This window comes from Ilyobacter polytropus DSM 2926 (genome assembly GCF_000165505.1).
GTDB lineage: Bacteria > Fusobacteriota > Fusobacteriia > Fusobacteriales > Fusobacteriaceae > Ilyobacter > Ilyobacter polytropus.
The window spans coordinates 303,223-324,627 of record NC_014632.1 but is presented as its reverse complement, the minus strand read 5'-3'; the positions used below and the strand labels follow the sequence as shown (position 1 = coordinate 324,627).

Sequence of the window (21,405 nt, the reverse complement as noted above, 5' to 3'; positions counted from 1 at the left end):
TATCTGTACACCTTAAAAACCCCATGGTGATGTTTTTAATAGCTCTTCTCTTTTATTGAGAACTATACAAAATAAGAACTACCACTTTAAACGGTAGTTCTTATTCTTATACCAGTCTTAGGTTTATAGCTAAAGTTTTGATAAAAATCAGATTAATAGTAACTTTTCCAATAAAAAATCTCTCAAATCAATAGTTTTGTATTCTAGTGATTCGAGAGATTATATTAATTTTTATGACTTTTGACTTTTCAACAGCTTTATTTCTTCCGTGATCATAGGAACTATTTTTGACACATCTCCTACAATTCCTAAATCTGAAATATTAAATATAGGAGCTCCCTTATCCTTATTTATAGCTATTATATACTCTGATTCTTCCATTCCAGCCACGTGTTGTATTGCTCCTGAAATTCCTAATGCAAAATAAATATCAGGTCTTACTGTTTTACCTGTTTGTCCAACCTGTCTGTCGTGATCTATCCAACCTGAATCTATAATTGCTCTCGATGCAGAGACAGTTCCACCTATCTCTTCTGCAAGTCCCTCTAGTTTTTTGAAGTTATCGGCACTTCCGACTCCTCTTCCTCCAGAAATTAGAACATTGGCTTCTGTAATATCTATTTTCTCTTTTTCTTCTTTTATTATTTCAATTATTTTTACCTTCATTTTCGATTTATCAAATTCCACATCAAATTTTTCAACTTCACCTGTTCTAGCCTCATCTTTTGAGAATTTTTGCATTACTCCAGGTCTTACTGTTGACATCTGTGGTCTATGATCAGGGCAGATTATTGTAGCCATTAAATTTCCGCCAAAAGCAGGTCTTGTCATGAGAAGTTCTCTCTCTTCTGAAATCTCAAGTTTAGTACAGTCAGCAGTAAGTCCAGTAACAACTCTTGCAGAGACTCTAGGACCAAGGTCCCTTCCTATAGTTGTAGCTCCTACTAATACTATTTCAGATTTTTTATCTTTTATAACTGATGAAAAAGCCTGCGCGTAAGCTTCTGTATCATAAAACTTAAGCTCTTCCTTGTCTACTACGACAACTTTGTCAGCTCCATATGAAATCAACTCTTTAGATAAATGTTCCACTTGATATCCAAGCAGAATCGCCGTAACTTCTTCGTTTATTTCAGAAGCAAGCTCTTTTGCTTTTCCTAGAAGTTCGAGTCCTACATTCTGAATCTCGCCTTCTCTTTGCTCTGCAAATACTAAGATTCCTCTATAATCATCTAAATTCATCTTATTTTTCTCCTTTTTTAATTTTTATTTAATTTAGATAACAAAGCTCTCTTTAAGTTTTTCTACGATCAACTTTGCTGCCTCTTTAGATTCTAATTCATAAACCTTCCCAGCTTGTTTGGCTCCTTTTGTAAATGACTTTCTTACCTTTGTAGGAGAACCTTTTAGTCCAAGTTTTTCAAGGTCTACAGTGATATTCGTAGTATCCCACACCTCTACATCTGTGTCATAGGCTTCAACGATACCTTTTACAGACATATATCTAGGCTTATTTGCCTCAGTCAATACTGTAACAAGGCAAGGCATTTTAACTTGAAGAAGATAATATCCATCTTCTACAGCCCTTTTTATTGTTAAGGTCTTGTCTTCATCACACTCTATATCTTTTACATAGGATACCTGTGGCATTCCAAGATGTTCTGCAATTTGTGGACCAACCTGAGCAGTATCTCCGTCTATAGCCTGTCTTCCGGCTATGATCATATCATAGTCAAGTTCTTTTATTGCAGCGGCAAGGGCATTAGAAGTAGCTAAAGTATCTGCTCCTGCAAATTTTCTATCTGTAAGTAAGATTGCTCTGTCTGCACCCATTGCCAGAGTTTCTCTCAAGGCTTCTTGCGCTTGAGGTGGTCCCATTGTAATTGCAGTAACATGAGCTCCAAATTTATCTTTAAGTTTTAAAGCCTCTTCTAGTCCGGCTTTATCATCAGGATTAATAATACTAGGTACTCCATCTCTTATTAGTGTTCCAGTTACAGGGTCTAATCTGATCTCTGTAGTATCAGGCACCTGTTTTACACAAACTACTATTTTCATCATTATCTCCTTTTTTTAACATAATTCAAAAATTTTGTTATTTATTTTATTTAAGAAGTCCGGCTGAAATTACCATCTTTTGTACTTCAGATGTTCCCTCGTATATTTCAGTGATTTTTGCATCTCTCATCATTCTTTCTACAGGATATTCTCTGGTATATCCATATCCTCCGTGGAGTTGTACAGCTTTAGTTGTCACTTCCATAGCTGTTTCTGCAGCCAACAACTTGGCCATAGCTGCATCTTGTGAATATGGCTTTTTGCTTGATTTTTTACATGCTGCACTATACACTAGCATTCTTGCTGCTTCAGTTTTTGTATGCATATCTGCAAGTTGAAATTGTGTATTTTGGAATGCTGCTATACTTCTTCCAAATTGTTTTCTTTCTTTTACGTAATTGATACTTTCATCTAGAGCTCCCTGGGAAATTCCAAGCGCCTGAGATGCAATACCGATTCTTCCACCATCAAGGGTCATCATCGCTATTTTAAATCCTTTTCCTATAGCTCCCAATAAGTTTTCCTTTGGAATTCTGCAATCTTCCATAATTAATTCACAAGTTGCAGAACCTTTTATTCCCAGTTTTTTCTCTTTTTTACCTACGCTAAATCCTGGGGTATCTGCCTCTAAAATAAATGCTGTTATTCCTTTTAAACCTTTTGATTTATCTGTCATGGCAAATATTATATATACATGGGCATATCCTGCATTTGTTATAAATATTTTAGAACCATTTAATACCCACTCATTGGTTTTTTCATCAAAATGAGCTGTTGTCTGTTGACCTGCTGCATCAGTTCCTGCATTTGGTTCAGTAAGACCAAAGGCTCCTAACCATTCTCCTGTTGTCATCTTAGGTAAATATTTTTTCTTTTGAGCATCTGTTCCAAACTCTAAAATTGGAGCCATACCAAGGGAAGTATGAGCCGACACTATTACTCCAGTAGTTGCACAAGCTTTTGAAAGTTCCTCTACTGCCATTGCATACATAAGGTTATCTCCACCGGCACCTCCATATTCTTTTGGTACAGGTATTCCCATAAGTCCTATCTCATTCATTTTTTTTACAGTTTCAATTGGAAATCTCTCTTCTTCATCTATCTCAGCAGCTATTGGCTTTACTTCGTTTTCAACAAATTCTCTGATCATTTGTCTAAAAAGCACATGCGTCTTAGGTAACTCGAAATTCATATTTTTCACTCCTCATAATCAAGTTGTTTTTTAATTGAAATATATTATTTTTTCATTATTCTGGCTGTTCCGTCTATTACTACTTTTCCATCTTGATTAGTACATACAGTTTTTAGTATTATTTGATTTTTTTCATCGATAAGCTCTATAATTTCAACTTCAGCAGTAATTGTATCTCCCATATATACCGGTGCCTTAAACTTTAATTCCTGTCCCATGTAAATACTTCCTTCTCCAGGAAGTCTTGTCCCAAGCACTGCTGATATGAGACCGGCAGTTAGCATTCCATGTGCAATTCTTTTTTTAAACATTGTTGTCTTAGCGTATTCCTCATTTAGATGTGCAGGATTTGTATCTAAGCTCACTCCTGAATAGAGTATTACATCTGTCTCAGTTATAGTTTTAGTTATGCTGCTTTTCATTCCAAGCTTTAATTCTGAATATTTCATAGTTGATCTCCTTTTACACTGCACTCTTTATTAATTAGTTTAAAAATTTCATATTATTTTTAAAGCTTTACTTATCTTTAAAGACTGCCTTTCTTTTTTCAAGAAAAGATAACATCCCCTCTTGCTGATCATCTGTAGAAAAACACAACCCGAATAAACTACTTTCAATAAACATACCTGTAGTTTTATCTACCTGTAACCCTTTATCTATTGCCTCTTTTGAATATCTTACGGCAAATTTTGCATTTTCTAATATTTTATTTGCCATTCCAAGAACTTCTTCCATGAGAAACTCAGGCTCTACTACCTTATTTACTAATCCTATACTCTCCGCTTCTTGTGCGTCAATTATATTCCCTGTATATATTAACTCTTTGGCTTTAGCTACACCTACAAGTCTTGGAAGTCTTTGAGTTCCACCAAATCCAGGAGTAATTCCTAAACTGACCTCTGGTTGACCAATTTTAACTTTAGTCGAAGCTATTCTTATGTCACATGCCATAGCTAACTCACATCCTCCACCCAATGTAAAACCATTCAATGCAGCTATTACAATTTTTTTACTATTTTCAATGGCATTAAATGCATTTATACCAGATAACCCGAACTCCTTAGCTTCAACTGCGTTTAAGTTTTTCATATATGAGATATCCGCCCCTGCAACAAAGGCCTTTCCTTCACCCATAATAATTATAATATCAACGTTGTCATTTTTCTCAAGTTCTTTAAAGCAATTGTGGATTTCAGTTATTGTTTCTATATTTAAAGCATTCAATGCCTGTGGCCTGTTAATTTTGATTATACAAATATTCTTATTAATTTCTATAATTAAATTTTTATACTTCAAAAGTTCACCTCTTTTTTATGGATGGTATATTTTGATAATTCAACACATCAATCTCAAATAGACTTTTTTCAAGATACATATTTTTTTCACATAAAGTTTTTTAATTGATGGGGGTATTTTCCCCCATCAATTAAATTTTATTGAGTATCACCGCAGTTCCCATTCCTCCACCAATACAAAGAGAGGCCAGTCCTGTTTTTACGTCTCTTTTTATCATCTCATGAATGAGTGTTGTTATTATCCTATTCCCAGAAGCTCCTACAGGATGTCCTATTGCTATGGCTCCTCCATTGACATTTGTCCTTTCTGAGAACCAACTAAGATCTACATTATGTTGCTTTGATAGTTCAGTCATTACTCCTAAAGACTGAGCCGCAAAGGCTTCATTTAGTTCCAAAAGCTCTATATCTTCAAGCTTCATTTCTAATTTACCAAGTGCATTGTTTATTGCAGGAACAGGTCCCATTCCCATTATAGAAGGATCCACTCCTCCTTGACCTGTAGATATTATCTCAGCTATGGGTTTAAGATTGTATTTTTCTACCGCTTCTTCAGAGGCAAGAAGTAGCATACTTGCTCCATCATTTAGGCCTGATGCATTTCCTGCTGTTACACTACCGTCTTTTTTAAAGGCTGGTCTTAATTTTGCCAAAATTTCAGGAGTGGTTTTTCTATTTGGATGTTCATCTTGATCTACAACAACGCTTCCCTTTCTGCTTTTAACTTCTACAGGAACAATCTCGTCTTTAAATCTTCCAGAATCCACCGCTGCAATTGCTCTCTTTTGAGATTCCATTGAAAATTTATCTTGAGCCTCTCTTGTAAGACCATATTTCTCAACAATATTTTCAGCTGTTATTCCCATATGATAGTCATTAAAAGAATCTGTCAGTGCATCTTTTATCATGTGATCGATCATTTTTATATCAGCCATCTTGTGACCGCCTCTCACTGCTGCAGGAAGTACAAAACCTGCCTGAGACATAGACTCAGTTCCACCAGCAATTATAAGATTGGCTTCCCCTGATTTGATGTTGCTGTAAGCTGAGATTACAGACTTCATTCCGCTTCCACAGATAATGTTTAGTGAATAAGCCGGAACTTCATAAGGAACTCCTCCTGCCACTGCAGCCTGTCTACCTATCCCTTGTCCATGACCTGCAGGCAGGACATTTCCAATTACAACTTCGTCAAGGTTTTTAGGGTCAATACCAGTTTCTTCAACAATATTTCTGATTACTGCCCCTCCGAGTTCAGCTGGAGAGACGCTGCTTAATCCACCTAAAAAGGTTCCCACAGGTGTTCTTTTTGCACTTATTACATATACTTTTCTCATTTCAAAATCTCCTTTAAGATTATTTTACAGTCTCATTCCTCCGTTTACGCTAAGCACATGTCCTGTCACATAACTCGAGTCATCACTGGCTAGAAAAAGTGCTGCTTTTGCAATTTCTTCTGGTTGACCTAATCTTCCAAGCATAGTAAGTTTAGCAAAATCATCTAAAAGAGGTTGAGGTACAGTTTTTAATATGTCTGTCATAATATATCCCGGTGCTATTGCATTAGCTCTTACTGCGGCACCCTTTCTGGCAAATTCCTTTGCCCATGTTTTAGCAAGTCCTATAACTCCAGCTTTTGTAGCTGCATAGTTAGCCTGACCTATATTCCCATATTCTCCGACTACAGAAGAAATATTTATTATTGATCCATTTCCTTGTTTCATCATATAAGGACCAACATGCTTGGTGAGATTAAAAACTCCTTTGAGATTTACATCGATTACCATATTCCACATGTCGTCTGTTATTTTATGAGTTAATCCATCTCTTGTAATACCTGCGTTATTAACAAGTACATCTATTCTCCCATATTTTTCAGATGCATATTTAAACAATTCCTCACACTGATTAGTATCAGCTACGTTCAATTTATATCCCTCTATATTCTCTACAGAATAATCAAGATCAGACATGTCAGCAGCTATTACCTTTGCCCCTTCCTTTGCAAACAACTGAGCCATTTCTGCTCCTATTCCCTTGGCTCCTCCAGTTACTATACATACTTTTTCTTCTAATCTCATAATTCACTCCTTATATTAAAATATTAAACTAGTTCATTCCCATTGCTGCAAGTACTATGCAGACTGTTGTAGCAATTAACGGTATTACCATAGTACATACAGCAATATCCTTATATGATTCTTTGTGAGTTAGTCCGCATACTGCTAGTAGAGTTATAACTGCTCCGCAATGAGGGAAAGTATCTAGTCCTCCTGCAGCCATTATTGCTATCCTATGCATTGCCTCAGGATTTACACCTGTTGCTGCTGCCAACTTCATAAATGTATCTCCAAGTGCTCCCAGGGCTATCGCCGTACCACCAGAAGATGATCCAACCATACCTGCAAGAGCTGTTGTGGAAGCTGCTACCTTTATAAGAGGTGTACCTGGAATCGAAAGTATTCCGTCCTTTATTATTAAGAAAGCCGCAAGAGACTTTATAACTGCTCCGTAACCTACTTCAGAACCTGTATTCATTATCGGTAAAAGAGATCCTAGTGCTCCATCGGCCATCTCTTTTTTCATATCCTTAATGTAAGGTCTAAAAAGTATCATACAAACTATAATTGCTGCGCCTAGAGATATGATTACCGGCCAAATACCGTTGATTCCAGAGGATCCCAATTTTTCCATTGCTCCACTATAACGTTCTCCGTAACTTTTAAAGTAAAAATTTGTAAAATAATAATTTAAGGCAAAGATTGTAAATATAGGCATTATAGAAAGTCCGAATCCTGGAAGGTTGTCGTCATCGCTGACAAAGTTTTCCACGTGATCTCCGTAACCTTCACCTGAAGCCATTAATTTTTTGGCTCTTCCATTAAGCCAAGCGATACCTAAAGTCCCCATTACCAAAGACCCTACAATACCCAAGACTGGTGCCGCATAAATATTTGTATTAAAATACTGTATAGGCATAGTATTTATATACTGCGGAGTACCTGGTAGAGCTGTCATTGCAAAAGTAAACGCTCCAAATGCTATTGTTGCTGGAAGTAGTCTCTTTGGAATCCCAGCCTCTCTGTATAAAGAAGCTCCAATTGGGTATATAGCAAAAACAACTACGAATAACGATACTCCCCCATAAACTAAAAGTGCTGTTGCCATTACAACTGCTAGGATTGCTCTCTCTTTTCCTAGTTTATCAACAAAGAAATGAGATATTGTTTTTGATGCTCCCGATACACCCATAAGTTTACCAAATATTGCTCCCGTCAAGAAAATAGGGAAATATTTGATTACAAAGCCTCCGACTCCCTTCATAAAGACTTCCGTATATGCAACTATCGCCGGAAAATCACCAGAAAGAACGGCAGCCAAACATGCTAGTAATGGTGCAAGTATAATTACCGAAACTCCCCTATAAGCAAAAAACATTAAAAGTATCAGTGACAGTACTATTCCTAAAATTCCAATTCCCATTATTTCTCCCTCCAAACATTTAGTTAATTATAATTACTTAGAAATTTAAACCCATCAATTCATCTTTAAAAATTCTCTCATCCATTAGTTTAAGATCATCAGATATCATTGGCTTAAAGTCCATGTTCTCAAGAATATCCTTTTCCAGATCAACTCCAGGAGCTATTTCAATAAGTTCTAGTCCCTCTTTTTTCAGTTTAAAAACAGCTCTTTCAGTTACATAGAATATATTTTTATTTTGTTTATTCGCCAATTCTCCACTAAAAGTTATCTGTTCTACATCTTTTAAAAACTTAGAAAACTTACCTTCGTTCGTGATGTCCAATTTTCCATTCTTAGCTTCTACTTTTAAACCGCCTGCAGTAAAAGTTCCACAAAATACCACTTGTTTCGCATTTTGGGTGATGTCTATGAAGCCACCGCATCCTGCTATTTTAGGTCCAAATTTAGATACATTTATATTTCCGTGTTCATCACACTGAGCCAGACCTAGAAAAGCCATATCTAAGCCTCCTCCATTATAATAGTCAAACTGATACGACTGATCTATTATTGCCTCTGGTGTTATTGCCGCTCCGAAACTAAGGCCTCCCACTGGAGTTCCCCCTATAGCCCCTGGCTCTACTGTGGGAATAAAGTTTTTTTCCATTCCCTCTTCGTTTAATACTGCTGCAATACCTTCTGGCATACCTATTCCATAATTTAAAATTCTGGTTTCTTCACTCAGTAGCATTGCACACCTTCTAGCAATTACCTTCCTTTCGTTCAAAGGAAAATCCAAGCTTCCTTCTGAGATACTTATTGCTGAATTTACATAGGACTCATTGAAAATTTCGCTAAAAGTTTGCATGTGATTTTCAGCAGGAACCTCTGAAACCACAACGTAGTCTACTAAAATACCTGGTATTTTAACTAATTTTGGGTCTATACTTCCTGACTTAACCTTTTTCTCTACCTGAACAATAACCTTCCCTCCTGTATTTCTTGTAGCCATTGCTATAGATAGAGTTTCAAGAGTTAACGCTTCCTTCTCCATGCTGATATTTCCATTTTCATCTGCCGAGCTTCCTCGAATTATTGCGTAGTCAATTTTAGGAACTATTTTTTCAATGTTATAAAACAAGTAATCTTTTTTTCCTATTTTCATTTTTTCCACTACATCTTCAGTTGTAGACAAGTTTATTTTCCCACCTGATATTTCAGGATCTACAAATGTTCCTAGCCCTACATGAGTTAAAGTTCCGGGTTTTCCAGCTGCTAAATCCCTAAAAATATGAGAGATTACTCCTTGAGGAAGGTTATATCCCTGTAATTTTTCCTCATTGGCAAGTTTTCCAAGACTAGGAGCTAACCCCCAGTGTCCCCCTATAACCTTTTTGACCATACCCTCTTGTCCAAAGTGATTCAGTCCTTTAGTTTTACCATCTCCCTGACCAGCTGTGTATATCAGACTTAGATCCCTTGGACCCCCTGTATTTCTATACCTGTTCTCTAGCCTTTCCAAGACCTCTTCCGCTACTCCTATCCCAACAAAACCGCCGTTTGCCACACAAGATCCATCTTTTATCAAATCTACTGCTTCATTGGCCGATACAAACTTCACTCTACTCATATATCCTCCTAAAATAATCTAAAAAAGTGAGAACCGATTCTGTTATTATTATTACACTGTAAACTAAAATATGTCAATATTTTTTTATGTTCTTTTTCAAAGAAAAACGTACTATAACAACTCAAAGTGCCGGAAATAAAGGTTTGAGGTATTGTGAAAAAAATATGTAAGTTGGAAAAAAATTATATCTAATGTATAATTACTTCTAAAGAAATATATCAAACAGGGAGTAAGCAGATGTCCAAGGGTAGAGATAAACTTATCGAATCATCAATACAATTATTTTCAAACAATACATATGAAAATGTTTCTGTATCAAAAATTTGCAAATTAGGGAAAGTGTCAAATGGACTTTTTTATAAGCACTTTAAAAATAAAGAGGAAATTTTTAAACATCTCCTTGAAGAAACATCAAATAGAATTCAAAATTATTTCAATGACATTACTGGAAACACTGTCCAAGATAGATTAGAAAGTTTCATAGAAATAAACTTTAAACTTACAAAAGATCAACTGCCATTAATAAGAGTTTACAGAGAGGGTCAATACAAATTCACAGAGTTTGAACAAAGACTTAGAGAAGTTTATTTGGAAGCATTAAATGTTATTTTCAATAAAAATTTAGATGAATTCGAATATCTTTTTATTATGTCTGGGATCAGATATATAAATGTTAATTTTGTTTTAAGAGGAATTGAAAATAATCCTAAGTTTTTAGCAGAAAGGCTGATGAATGGAATTTTTTCGGAGGGCAACCTAGATATTAATAATCTAAAGGAAAAAGATTTATACTTAAGAGTCCTTTTTAACAGCGAAAATATAAGACATCAACTTTTAAAAGAAGGGGAAATTTTATTTGGCAGCAAGGGAGTTTACGAAACAAAAATAAATGATATAGTTAATTCTGTTGGAGCAGGGGTAGGGAGTTTTTATTACTACTACAAAACAAAAGAAGAATTTTTAAAAGAAATAGCCATCAACACAAAAAATACTTTGCTTTTCTTTTTAAAAGATAATTCACAGAATGATCTATCACCTATAGATCAGCACATATTTTTGCTATACCTCATGCATGAATATTTCAAAAAATCTACGTACAAATATCAGATTTTAAGAGAATTGGAATTTATAGAATATGATGTATCAATAGATTATTTTAGAGCTCTAGAAGAATATTATATTCATACCCTAAGTAAAACCCATTATACTTTCGAAGAAAAAAGAATTATAAGTGCTTTTTTGATAGGTTTGTCTCATTACATGGGTATCGAATTTTTCTTTACAAAAAATCTAAATGATAAAGATAATTTCCTAAAGAAAATGAATTACTTTTTGAGTCACGGAATAAAAGACTCACTGTAAAAAAATATCCAGATTATTATAAATAACTGCAATAAAAAATCATAGATAATCCTTTTAGAGTTGGATCTAACCAATATTCTAAGAATCATCTATGATTTATAAGTATTTCATCAACTTTAATTTGGATATTAATTCTAGCAATATCAACTTGAAATTGTTGAATCTAATGTTAAATTTTTTCCAATAAAAAAACCGGGATAATCCCGGTTTTTTTATTGTTATCCAGCCAATATCTTGAATATAATAGAAGCTATGATTAGTATTATTCCTCCACCTAATCTAGATGAAATCTGTGCATATGAGATAAGGTTCATTCTCTTAGAAGCTCCTAGTACCTCTATATCTCCAGATCCTCCTCTATTTGCCATACACAGTCCTGCTGTGATAGAAGATTCGATAGCGTAGAATCCTACAAGGTGACCCATTACTCCTGCACCTACAGTTGCTCCTATTACGATCATCAATGCTATGATAAGATTTGCTGGAGTGATTGCTGCTATAATTTCTCCAAGGTCAGTATATGCTACTCCTACCCCTACCATAAGTACCCAAGTAAGTTGCTTAGAAAAGAAACTCTGGAACTTTCCAGCACCTTGTTTAATTGATAAAGGAATAATTCCAAGACCATTGAAAGCAACTAACAATAATACAGTTAATGCGTATGTATGTATTCCTGAAAGAATAGCTACGTTTTTGTTTAAGAAAGTACCAAGGGTGTAAGCTGTAAGTCCAACTAGTAGACCGATAGCCATATCTCTAGGAGTTACTTCTACTTTTTCATCCTCTTCTAACTCAAGGTTTCCAGCTCTTACAAGTTCTCCCTCTCCTGAAAATTGAGGGTACTTTTTACCTAGTCTGCTTAATACTGCCGCTACTACGATTGCCCAGATGTTTGCAATAGTAAGTACTGCGATAGCGTATGAGTAATAAGTTTCTTTAGAGTTCCCAGTTGCCGCCTCATATATTTCAGAAAGTGGCACCGCTCCTGCTCCATTTCCTCCACCCATTGTAGGTAGTACATATAACATCATAATCTCTTTAGGTGTAATTCCAAAGATGAATCCTCCTAAAATACCCATGATTGAAGCTCCGATTACTCCTACTAAGATAGTAGGTATATAACCAACAATGGACTTTAATAACAATTTTCTGTTAACTGCGAAAATTGATCCAGTCATTAAAACAATGATATATAATGTTAAAAACTTAGAATCCTTCATAAAGTCAGTTACAACTGCTATCTCCCTGTCAGTAAACCACCCTTGCTGTACAAAGAAAGCTGCTGCCAAGAAAATAAGAACTGGTGCTCCACCGATATACTCCTTAAAAATCGGTAACCTGTCTCCTATCTCTCCAAATACAGTTCCAAATACCATTGAAAATACAACTGCTCCTGCAAGCCCCTTTGGTAATGAATCTGTAAAATGAACCAATAATACCGCTACCAGTGGAAGTAAGAATAATTGAATTGACATACCAAATACCTTAATTCCGGATTTCTTTTTTTCCGAACTAAATGCTAATGTTGACATGATTCCCTCCTTGTTATATTTTTTATTTTTTTATTCCGTTACGAACATCAAAAGGTTATTTCCAAACACTTTCATCTGATCTTATAATCAGTATAAAGGTTACTTTTTAAAATATTTCATTGAGTTTTTTAAAATATTTTAAGATGTGGTATTTTTCAATTAAAAAAGAACCGAGATAATACATCTCGGTTCTTTTTTGATATATTTCAGTGCTTTTTTTTATCATTATTCCAGTAAACTATTTATAGACTTATTGTTTTATACCCTTTATAAGAAAATTCTTATTTTTATAATTTAAACCAATTCCCTTATACTTCTGCTTATTTGTGCAGCAGAAACAGGTTTTATTAGATAACTGTCTATTATTCCAAGCCGCATATATTCTTCTAATGGCTCTTCTGAATAAGCAGTCATTAAAATTACCTTTATCTCAGGATTATTTTCCTTTATTTTTTTCGCAAGCTGTATTCCGTTTATTTCCGGCATTGTAAGGTCAGTTATCACAATTTTAAAATTATTTTTAATATAATCAAACTTTTTTAAAATCTCTATCCCATCTGTCATGGACTCAGCCTTATATCCTAAGTCTACAAGACCTTTTTCTAGCATCTCAGCAATAAACTCATCGTCATCGACAACAAGCACCTTCTCATTACCTCTTAAAATTTCATCTTCGTAGACCTGTTCTTTACCTGATTCTATGTTCTGTGCTATAGGAATATAAATATCAAATCTGCTTCCTTTCCCTTTTTCACTATATACCTCTATACTCCCACCATGCTTTGTTATTATTCCCTGTACAATTGCAAGTCCTAAACCACTGCTTTTTCTTGATAGCTTTTGGGTGAAAAACGGATCAAATATTTTCTCCTGGGTTTCGCTGTCCATTCCACAACCATTGTCTTCAAAGGATATTTTCACATATTCTTTTTTATCAACTATGTTTTCTTCCATATTATGTAACTTCTTATTCTTTACATTTTTTGCAGTTATTTTTAGATTCCCGATATCTGTTTCTTTCATTGCATTAAATGCATTTGTACACAGATTCAAGACTACCTGATGAATCTGTGTTTCATTTGCATATACATTTCCGCAATTTTTATCTATGTTTTTTATGACTTTTATATTCGAAGGAGATACCGACTCTGCAAAGCTGATTGCATCATCTAAAATTTTATTTATAGAAATAATTTCATATTTTATTTTTATATTTTTATCCCCGCTGAACATCCTGATTTGGTCTATTATTTCCTGAGCCCTTTTAGAGGATTTATGAATTGTTTTTACATAGTCATAACTGTCAAGTTCAGGATCCAAGTTTCTTAAGACCATTTCAGAATACCCCATAATAGGTGTCAGTACATTGTTGAACTCGTGAGCTATTCCTCCAGTAAGTCTCCCTATTGTTTCAAGTTTTCTCTTATGATGAAGTTCAGCATCTTTTATCCTCAGTTCTTCTGTAGATTTATTTATTTCTTTCAAATACCTGGTTTCCATCTCATAAGCTTCTTTATTTTTTATCATTCTTACACTCAGAAAAATCACCCAGGAAAAAATCATTATCACTACTATTGCAATTACGATATTACTTAAAAGATAATTTATAATAGGTTCGCTTATCTCGTCATAGGACATCACAACAGCTACAATCCAAAAGTCTTCGGAAACTTTTGCCGGTGAAAATGCGTTTAGTTTTTTTACTTTTTCCAGTTTGTCCTGAGGCCACCAGTAAGAGTAATATACATAAGAACCCTCTACACCTGACATCTGCTTTTCCAAAAGTTTTTCCAGATCATCATAATCTAATCCAGGATATTTTTGCATTCTAGACTTTATAACATCATATCCCACCTGCTCTTTTACAGGATGCATCAGAATCAAACCATCTTTGTCTTTCACCATGGCATAACCAAATTTACCGGCCTTTACAGGCTTTACTAAAAGTTCATACATGTTCATTACTTTTATCTTACCCAAAATTATTCCTACAATTTCATCTTTCACTACAACAGGCTCTAATATATTGAAAGAGAAGGTGTTGTCTCTGTCTAGATAAGGGTTCCCGGCATATGATTCCTGGGTTCTTTTTACATAACTTATTTCTTTGGAAAATTGGTCTCTTTCTGTTATAAACTTTTCCTCTTGCATATCTTCAGGATAACTATGAAAAGAATTGTCGTTTATATTTATATAGATTAAGTTGTCGATCTCTTTATTTTGAGACAGATAAAATGTCTCTAAGCTATTTAAAATCACTTCATCTATCAGGTTATTTTCCTGCTCTTTTATTCTGTATTCTATATTATTCCCAAGGTCCCTCAGACCTTTTTCCTTCTCCTGTACATATAGCTCTAGACTTCTACCTATAGATTTGGATATTGTCATTAGATGTTCCATCTGCTGCTCTACAATTATATTCTGATAATTCAAAAAACTTCTGTAACTTATATTTCCTACAACTAAAATTACAAAAGCTATTGCTATGACCGGCAGTACCTTTAATTTAATTTTCCCCACTATATTCTCCTTTCGATATATAAAAAGATATATTCTTTTACAATGAAATGTTGTATAATATATGACAGACTTGTATTTTTTTAACCATTAAATATTTTGAATAGAAATATAATAACATATTTTTTGTTTAAAGTATTTAAAATAAAGCAAAAGGAGGAGCCTTTAATTGAAAAGCTATAAAGTTCTCTTAGTTGATGACGACATAGAAATATGCCAAATGATAAAAAAGGCCCTTGATCCAGAAAATATAGAGACCCTTACCATCTCTACTGGAAGGGAAGCCAGAAATGTTATTAACTCTCAGGCCTTCGACCTTATTATTCTTGATATTATGCTAGATGACACCGATGGTTTTCAGCTTTTGAAAAAAATTCAGGCTGAAGATATCGAGATTCCAGTTATTTTTTTAAGCGGTAAACAACAGGATTACGATAAAATACTTGCTTTGGGAATGGGTGCTGACGATTATATCACAAAACCCTTTAGTATGTCTGTTTTGATAGCAAAAATAAAGGCACATCTTAGACGTTCAGACAAAATAAAAGAACTCCAGACTTCCTCGAGAAAAATCACAAAAGCTCCATTTGTCTTAAATATAGATACTTATCAGCTTTTTAAAGACGGAGAGGAGATTTTTCTTTCATCCAAGGAAATCATGCTCATGAAATTTTTCATGGAAAATCCAAACAGAGTCTTCACCAAAGAACAGCTTTATGAAAAAGTTTGGAATAATACTATTATTGATAATAACTCAATAATGGTCTACATCCGTCATCTCAGAAAAAAAATAGAAGATGATTCTAAAAATCCAGAATATATTCAAACTGTATGGGGAATAGGATATAAGTTTAATATCTAAAGAATAAGAGGCACAAAAGGACTGTTTATTTCTACAGTCCTTTTTTATTGGTATATTTTTCATTAAATTCTTAGATTTATAGATCCTTTTCCTCTAGAAGATCTTTTATACTGTTTAGCATTACACTTCTTATTTCAGAATTTTCTTTTGATAAATCAGTTATAATATTTTTTACCCGAAGTCTTCTTGAGTTTTCATTTGTTTCATAGGCACATTCAGATTTTAATATAGGAAGATTAGTTTTTCTTACATATCTTATTATATTTTTTTCCTCTACAAATGAAAGTGGTCTTATCACCATGACACCGTAATCTTTTGAATAATAGGCCGGTTTCATCACATTCATGTTTCCCTGATAAAATACATTCATCAAAAATGTTTCTATTATATCGTCTTTATGATGCCCTAAAGCGAGCTTGTTTATATTTTGTTCCTTCATTATCCTGTAAAGCATTCCCCTTCTTATCCTTCCACATAAAAAGCACGGGTTTTTCTCTTTTTTTTCTTCAAAAAGTAGATTCTGCAGATCTGTTTCAAAAACCTGAAGTTCCAAACCCATTTTTTTGCAATAATCCTCAGTTTTATTATAACTTGAGCTGTCAGTACTAGGATGAATATGTATAGGAATTATCTCAAAATCAAAATTTACTATTTTTTTTATTCTCACCAGGGCATTTATAGTGGTGAGGCTGTCTTTACCACCTGACACACCAACTGCTATACTATCTCCAGCCTCTATCATATTGTATTTGTGCATCGCTTTCCCTATTGGATTCCACAGGGTCTTATTAAAACCCTTTGATTCGATAAATGCCAGCAGCTCTCTGTCTGAAAGGTTTTCAAGCTCGATCTTTAACCCTGTGTGTTTTTCAATTGCTTCTGCTGTTTTGAATCTTCTTTTAACATTCAGATCAAAATATATCTCTGTTTTTTCCTTGGAATTAAAAGCCTTTATTCTGTCTCCCTCTATAGAAAACAAATAATTTTCATGTTTTACTCCCTGAAGTTCATTCAGATCATTTATTTTAATAGCCATATCTATACCCCTCTGTCCTTTTTGTTACCCCTTGTATAACCTATAACATAGTCAAGATTTATATTTTTCATGGAGTTAAATATACTTTGTTTTATATTTGGATTTTTTTGCTCCATATCTGCCAAAAGATTTTTTATCTCTTTTCTTTTAGAATCTGTTTTTCCAGACTCTATAGGGCAACCACAGGTCATAGGAGATATCCCGTTTTTATGGGTATAATTTATTATATCTATTTCCTTTATGTAGATCATAGGTCTTATAAGTCCCAATTTACCACTCGTTGATTTTACCTTGGGTATCATTGTCTTGACTGTTCCTGCATAGAACATATTGATAAGAGCAGTTTCCACTGCATCATCAAAATGATGTCCTAGAGCCAGCTTATTACACCCTAGTTCCTCTACTTTTTTATAGAGTACTCCTCTTCTCATTTTTGCACATAAAAAGCAAGGATTTTCAGGATCTTGCTCAAAGGCAACCTCCCATACGTTAGAATCAAATATTTCACATGGGATATCCAGTTCCGTTAAATTATGCTTAAACTGATCTACATCCATAGCTTCAAACCCCGGGTTCATAGAGATAAATACTACTTCAAAATTTTTAGTTCTGTCTTTTTTCAGTTCCTGAAAAAGCTTACACATAAGAAGACTGTCTTTTCCTCCTGATACCCCTACTGCTATTCTGTCTCCGTCCTCTATAAGTTCAAAATCTTTTATAGCCTTTATAAATTTAGACCATATTTTTTTTCTATAAGTAGTCCTTATGGATTCTGTGGCTATCTTACCACGACTAATTCCCTCTTCCTTTATTCTTTCATCTATGTCTTCATAAACTTTTTTTTCTTTCATAAAAACCTCCGTTGCTTTTATTTCAATAGATATAAGTTATCTTTCTCTTTTTTTCGAATCATATAATTATATCACAAGTAATTATTTTTTTAAAAGTTTTTTTATCAATTTGATAAAGAATGGTTTGACTTTTTCCCTATAAAGCACTACAATTATATTTTAATGTTAAATATCGAATATTCTATTTATCAAAATTCATTAAAACCTAAATTTTTACAAACAAAAAGGAGTAAAATATGGAAAACAAAGAGATTGATCTTTTGAAACTTCTTCTTTCAGGAGAAGTCTTTTCAGAAGATGAAATCATGGAAAATATGAACATAAATACAAAAGAACTTGAAAATCTTTTTGATATTCTCGAAGATGAAGGGTACTTAGAGGTGGACAACGGATATTTCGAAAAGACTTGTGACAACTGCTCTAAAGGAGGAAACTGCACATCTCCAACTTATAAGCCCAGTGACAAGGTGAAAAAGATAAGAGTAATCACTTGGAAGGCTATAGAGGAATATGGACAACATCCATAAACATTGAACAAGATCTCTTGTGTATTCTCCAAAAATTAGTTCTCAACTAAACTGACAGACTCTCTTGGATTAATTTTCTGAGAGTCTGTTTTTATTTTTATCATTTATCCTCCTTAAGAGGTTGTATTTATGGAATATCATACTATCATTTTGGTTTTAATTTTCCATCACCATAAAATTATCAAATAAAAAAGATACAACCCCAGCTTAAGCTTATCTCGGTATTTTATTGGATTAAATAGATAAGTATTAAAATTTTAGAGGATCTCTAGAGAGAGTAAACCATTTCATACCATACAGCGTTTCCATGTGTCGATGCTGATATTCCATTGTTTTCATACCCCATTTTTTCATACATCCCAATAAGATTTTCTTTACATAGAAGTAGTATATTTTTCTTCTTTATTTTTTTTGAAACCTCTATAAATTCTCTCATCATTTCAGATGCTATTCCTTGTTTTTGGTACTGTGGATCAACTGCTACAGAAAATATTACTATATTTTTTCCGCCACTTTCATGACCGATAAGGCCCTTAAATTCCTCATCAGTTATATCGTCTTTATTTGTTGAACCACTATTTATATGTGCCACTATCTTACCTCCGATCTCTCCAACTATAAATCCATCAGAAAATTCAGAGAGCCTTATTTTTATATTTTCCTTAGAAGCAGCTTCACACTCTAGAAAGGTTCTTCTCTCCAATATAAAACTCTCCTCCAAGTCTTCTACCTTTCCATTTCTTATTTTTAGTTCCATATTTTTACCCCCATAACCAATATAATATTTATTTATAATTTTTTTTTATTATTTCTTTAAAAATAAAGTACCTTTCTTAAATTACTATTTCCGTAGTTGATTCCATTTTCACTTCTAATATAGAGATCCTCTGCTATCCATATGCACATTTCATTGTTTTACCATTATCTTTCAAAATACCTTTAATCTCATTATCAGATATCTTTTCAAATTCTTTTACAATTCAAAATTTCAGCCTTAAAATTAAAGAGGAGCCTAACCACATAGTGGCAAGACTCCTAAAGCCTTCTAGCTTAATAGGTATGAGCTTATTCTTTTTTTTATAAAATAACCTGATATTTTTTGATTTTTTCATTTATAGATTTTTCATCCAATGCCTCTATCTCTTCTATTACACCATTCACTACCATTTCAGTGTTGCTTTTCCCCTTACTCTTGGAGTACCTAGCAAATAATTCTTTTCCAAAGATTATCTCTTCCTTAGTCAGATCTCCATATCCTACAACAGCTGGACCAGGAGTTCCAGCCCCTACTATGTATAAGCTTCCAAAATCTTTGTATTCTGAAATTTTCAGATTATCATCGTGTTCTCTTCCCACAAATAAATATTTACCAGATTCCATTCTGAAAAATCTACCATATTTAGCAAGATGAAAAAGAAATGAATAATTGTCCTCAAGAAAACCATCATTTTCAAGAGTTTTCAGTCTGTAAGAATAATTTGGTTCTGTAAGCATACAACCACCACCTGGACTAGGGTACTCTACTATTCCATACTCTTCCATTAGGGCCATCTGTCTCTTTCTGCTTCTTCCCTGTATATCTAGGAGTTGCTCTCTATCAACCCATCCCTCTCTTATAGGCTTTGTAGGAGGCAATAGTTTTGCAGACAAAGGACGCACAATTAGGTCTTCTACACCTGAAAGTTCCATTACCTTTCCAAGGGCTATATAATTCTGAGACATAGGCCTCTGACCTAAAACTTCCCCGGATATAATAAAGTTTGCATCGTACTTTTCAAGAAGTTTAGCTGCCACCTCAAACATAAGGGCATGACAGTCTATGCAAGGATTCATATTTTTTCCTCTTCCACTTGGAGACTCTTTTAGTATCTCAGTATGTATCTTACTAAAGTCAACATACTCAAGCCTAACACCCAGCTGCTCTGCCATTTTTTCTGCTTTTTCATTTTTACCTCCAAAAAAATGGGATACAAAGTTTAAGGCTATAACCTCTATACCTTGGTCTACTACCACTTTGATGGCAAGGGCACTGTCTAATCCCCCTGAAAATAACGCTAATGCTCTCATTTTAAAAATCACCTTCCTTATAAATGCTAAAGGACTCCTCACCTAAACTGGCGGCAGCCCTTAAGTTAACTTTTTATTCTTCTATACCTTTCCCTATTTTTTCCAATTTTTCATAGGGCATTAATTTATTAAAAATAACAGTTACGACTATTGCAAAAATCAGTCTAAACCAGAATATTCCTATCATTTTGGCTCCTATGGATACCATCAAAAGTGTATCTTCTATCAAACCATGGCAAAGACTCATAAACACAGCTACCAAAAAAAAACTTCTCTTGCTGTATTTCCCCTCTCTGCTTTCTTTAATTATAAATCCACTTCCATAACTTATCCCCATGGTTAATCCTACTATACATGTAAACGAAAGGCCTGATTCTATGCCAAACAGCTTCATCATTGGGGAAAATTTTAAATTTATCCAGTCTATTACTCCAATCTTTTGCAGGATCTCCATTACAGCTAAGAGTATAAAAATTATAAAAAATATCATCATATACTTTTTAGCTTCCCCCTGGATCCAGTAAAAAATTCCAGGTTTAGCCTTTTCAGGAATAAAGCTAAAATTCGCATTTTCCTGATAAAGATTAAATAATTTAAACACTATATTTAAAAACACTCCTGCTATTATAGCACAGAATACCCGGATACCCAAAATTTTTGAAGGTTTTGCTCCTGTTTCAGATATTACCTTAAGTTCTACCGGCAGTGAATGAGCCACAAGAATTATTGTAGACAAAATGGTTATCTCTGCCACTGTTACACTAGTGTTTTCTGTTAGGGTAAAAAGTGTAAGAATACCGGCATATATATTGGTCGTCATTGCCGTAGCCCAGACTATTCCCATCTCTCCGCTCAGTCCCATGATTCCCATAACAGGAGATATACCTCTAGATATTGTTTCAATTATCCCAAAATGACTGAGGATTTTTACCAAAATGCTCACCGGCAGCATTATTTTTAAAAGTTTGCAACTTATGTTGACACTATCCTTAAGTAACTTCAAATTTCCCC

19 protein-coding genes are annotated in these 21,405 nt (G+C 34.0%); 3 read left to right on the top strand and 16 right to left on the bottom strand.

What is annotated here, in order from left to right; translation table 11 throughout:
• Positions 1-231: 231 nt before the first annotated feature.
• The 9 genes from ILYOP_RS01500 to ILYOP_RS01460 form a co-directional block, all read right to left on the bottom strand.
• Positions 232-1,242 (bottom strand): electron transfer flavoprotein subunit alpha/FixB family protein, encoded by a 1,011-nt coding sequence (locus tag ILYOP_RS01500; protein WP_013386740.1) that lies wholly within the window; start codon positions 1,240-1,242, stop codon positions 232-234.
• A gap of 33 nt (positions 1,243-1,275) precedes the next feature.
• Positions 1,276-2,058 (bottom strand): electron transfer flavoprotein subunit beta/FixA family protein, encoded by a 783-nt coding sequence (locus ILYOP_RS01495; protein WP_013386739.1) that lies wholly within the window; start codon positions 2,056-2,058, stop codon positions 1,276-1,278.
• A 46-nt stretch (positions 2,059-2,104) separates the two neighbouring features.
• A complete protein-coding gene (locus ILYOP_RS01490; protein WP_013386738.1) occupies positions 2,105-3,250 on the bottom strand; it encodes an acyl-CoA dehydrogenase in 1,146 nt (381 codons plus the stop codon).
• 44 nt (positions 3,251-3,294) lie between these two features.
• A complete protein-coding gene (locus ILYOP_RS01485; RefSeq protein ID WP_013386737.1) occupies positions 3,295-3,699 on the bottom strand; it encodes a MaoC family dehydratase in 405 nt (134 codons plus the stop codon).
• Between the two features lie 67 nt (positions 3,700-3,766).
• Positions 3,767-4,546: an enoyl-CoA hydratase-related protein gene (locus ILYOP_RS01480; protein ID WP_013386736.1), complete on the bottom strand. Its 780-nt coding sequence runs from the start codon at positions 4,544-4,546 to the stop codon at positions 3,767-3,769.
• Between the two features lie 130 nt (positions 4,547-4,676).
• Positions 4,677-5,882 carry an acetyl-CoA C-acetyltransferase gene (locus tag ILYOP_RS01475; protein WP_013386735.1) on the bottom strand — a complete coding sequence of 402 codons (1,206 nt, stop codon included), beginning with the start codon at positions 5,880-5,882 and terminating at the stop codon, positions 4,677-4,679.
• 24 nt (positions 5,883-5,906) lie between these two features.
• Positions 5,907-6,626: a beta-ketoacyl-ACP reductase gene (locus ILYOP_RS01470; RefSeq protein WP_013386734.1), complete on the bottom strand. Its 720-nt coding sequence runs from the start codon at positions 6,624-6,626 to the stop codon at positions 5,907-5,909.
• 28 nt (positions 6,627-6,654) lie between these two features.
• Positions 6,655-8,028: a GntP family permease gene (locus tag ILYOP_RS01465; RefSeq protein WP_013386733.1), complete on the bottom strand. Its 1,374-nt coding sequence runs from the start codon at positions 8,026-8,028 to the stop codon at positions 6,655-6,657.
• 37 nt (positions 8,029-8,065) lie between these two features.
• A complete protein-coding gene (locus tag ILYOP_RS01460; RefSeq protein ID WP_013386732.1) occupies positions 8,066-9,640 on the bottom strand; it encodes an acyl CoA:acetate/3-ketoacid CoA transferase in 1,575 nt (524 codons plus the stop codon).
• 237 nt (positions 9,641-9,877) lie between these two features.
• Between ILYOP_RS01460 and ILYOP_RS01455 the strand changes: the two genes are divergently transcribed.
• Complete coding sequence (locus ILYOP_RS01455) at positions 9,878-11,002, top strand: TetR/AcrR family transcriptional regulator (RefSeq protein WP_013386731.1); 1,125 nt, start codon at positions 9,878-9,880, stop codon at positions 11,000-11,002.
• A gap of 218 nt (positions 11,003-11,220) precedes the next feature.
• Here the strand turns inward: ILYOP_RS01455 and citS are convergent, their stop codons facing one another.
• The gene (citS, locus tag ILYOP_RS01450; protein WP_013386730.1) at positions 11,221-12,534 is read right to left on the bottom strand and encodes a citrate/sodium symporter CitS; all 1,314 of its coding nucleotides are present in this window, start codon (positions 12,532-12,534) and stop codon (positions 11,221-11,223) included.
• Between the two features lie 294 nt (positions 12,535-12,828).
• Complete coding sequence (locus tag ILYOP_RS01445) at positions 12,829-15,054, bottom strand: ATP-binding protein (protein ID WP_013386729.1); 2,226 nt, start codon at positions 15,052-15,054, stop codon at positions 12,829-12,831.
• A gap of 166 nt (positions 15,055-15,220) precedes the next feature.
• Between ILYOP_RS01445 and ILYOP_RS01440 the strand changes: the two genes are divergently transcribed.
• Entirely contained in the window at positions 15,221-15,913 is a 693-nt protein-coding gene (locus ILYOP_RS01440) for a response regulator transcription factor (protein ID WP_013386728.1), read from the top strand.
• 76 nt (positions 15,914-15,989) lie between these two features.
• Here the strand turns inward: ILYOP_RS01440 and ILYOP_RS01435 are convergent, their stop codons facing one another.
• Positions 15,990-16,949: a tRNA 2-thiocytidine(32) synthetase TtcA gene (locus ILYOP_RS01435; RefSeq protein WP_013386727.1), complete on the bottom strand. Its 960-nt coding sequence runs from the start codon at positions 16,947-16,949 to the stop codon at positions 15,990-15,992.
• Positions 16,950-16,951: 2 nt separating this feature from the next.
• On the bottom strand, positions 16,952-17,800 hold the full coding sequence (locus ILYOP_RS01430; protein ID WP_013386726.1) for a tRNA lysidine(34) synthetase: 849 nt from the start codon (positions 17,798-17,800) through the stop codon (positions 16,952-16,954).
• A gap of 236 nt (positions 17,801-18,036) precedes the next feature.
• On the opposite strand from ILYOP_RS01430, the gene ILYOP_RS01425 reads away from it, so the two are divergent.
• Positions 18,037-18,327 carry a hypothetical protein gene (locus tag ILYOP_RS01425; RefSeq protein WP_013386725.1) on the top strand — a complete coding sequence of 97 codons (291 nt, stop codon included), beginning with the start codon at positions 18,037-18,039 and terminating at the stop codon, positions 18,325-18,327.
• Between the two features lie 268 nt (positions 18,328-18,595).
• Here ILYOP_RS01425 and ILYOP_RS01420 read toward each other — a convergent pair whose 3' ends face one another.
• The 3 genes from ILYOP_RS01420 to ILYOP_RS01410 all read right to left on the bottom strand — a co-directional run bounded on the left by ILYOP_RS01420 (position 18,596) and on the right by ILYOP_RS01410 (position 21,397).
• Positions 18,596-19,084: a GNAT family N-acetyltransferase gene (locus tag ILYOP_RS01420; RefSeq protein ID WP_013386724.1), complete on the bottom strand. Its 489-nt coding sequence runs from the start codon at positions 19,082-19,084 to the stop codon at positions 18,596-18,598.
• Between the two features lie 320 nt (positions 19,085-19,404).
• A complete protein-coding gene (locus ILYOP_RS01415) occupies positions 19,405-20,403 on the bottom strand; it encodes a 7-cyano-7-deazaguanine synthase (protein WP_187288109.1) in 999 nt (332 codons plus the stop codon).
• Positions 20,404-20,467: 64 nt separating this feature from the next.
• Positions 20,468-21,397, bottom strand: a complete 930-nt coding sequence (locus ILYOP_RS01410; RefSeq protein ID WP_013386722.1) for a nucleoside recognition domain-containing protein — start codon at positions 21,395-21,397, stop codon at positions 20,468-20,470.
• Positions 21,398-21,405 lie beyond the last annotated feature (8 nt).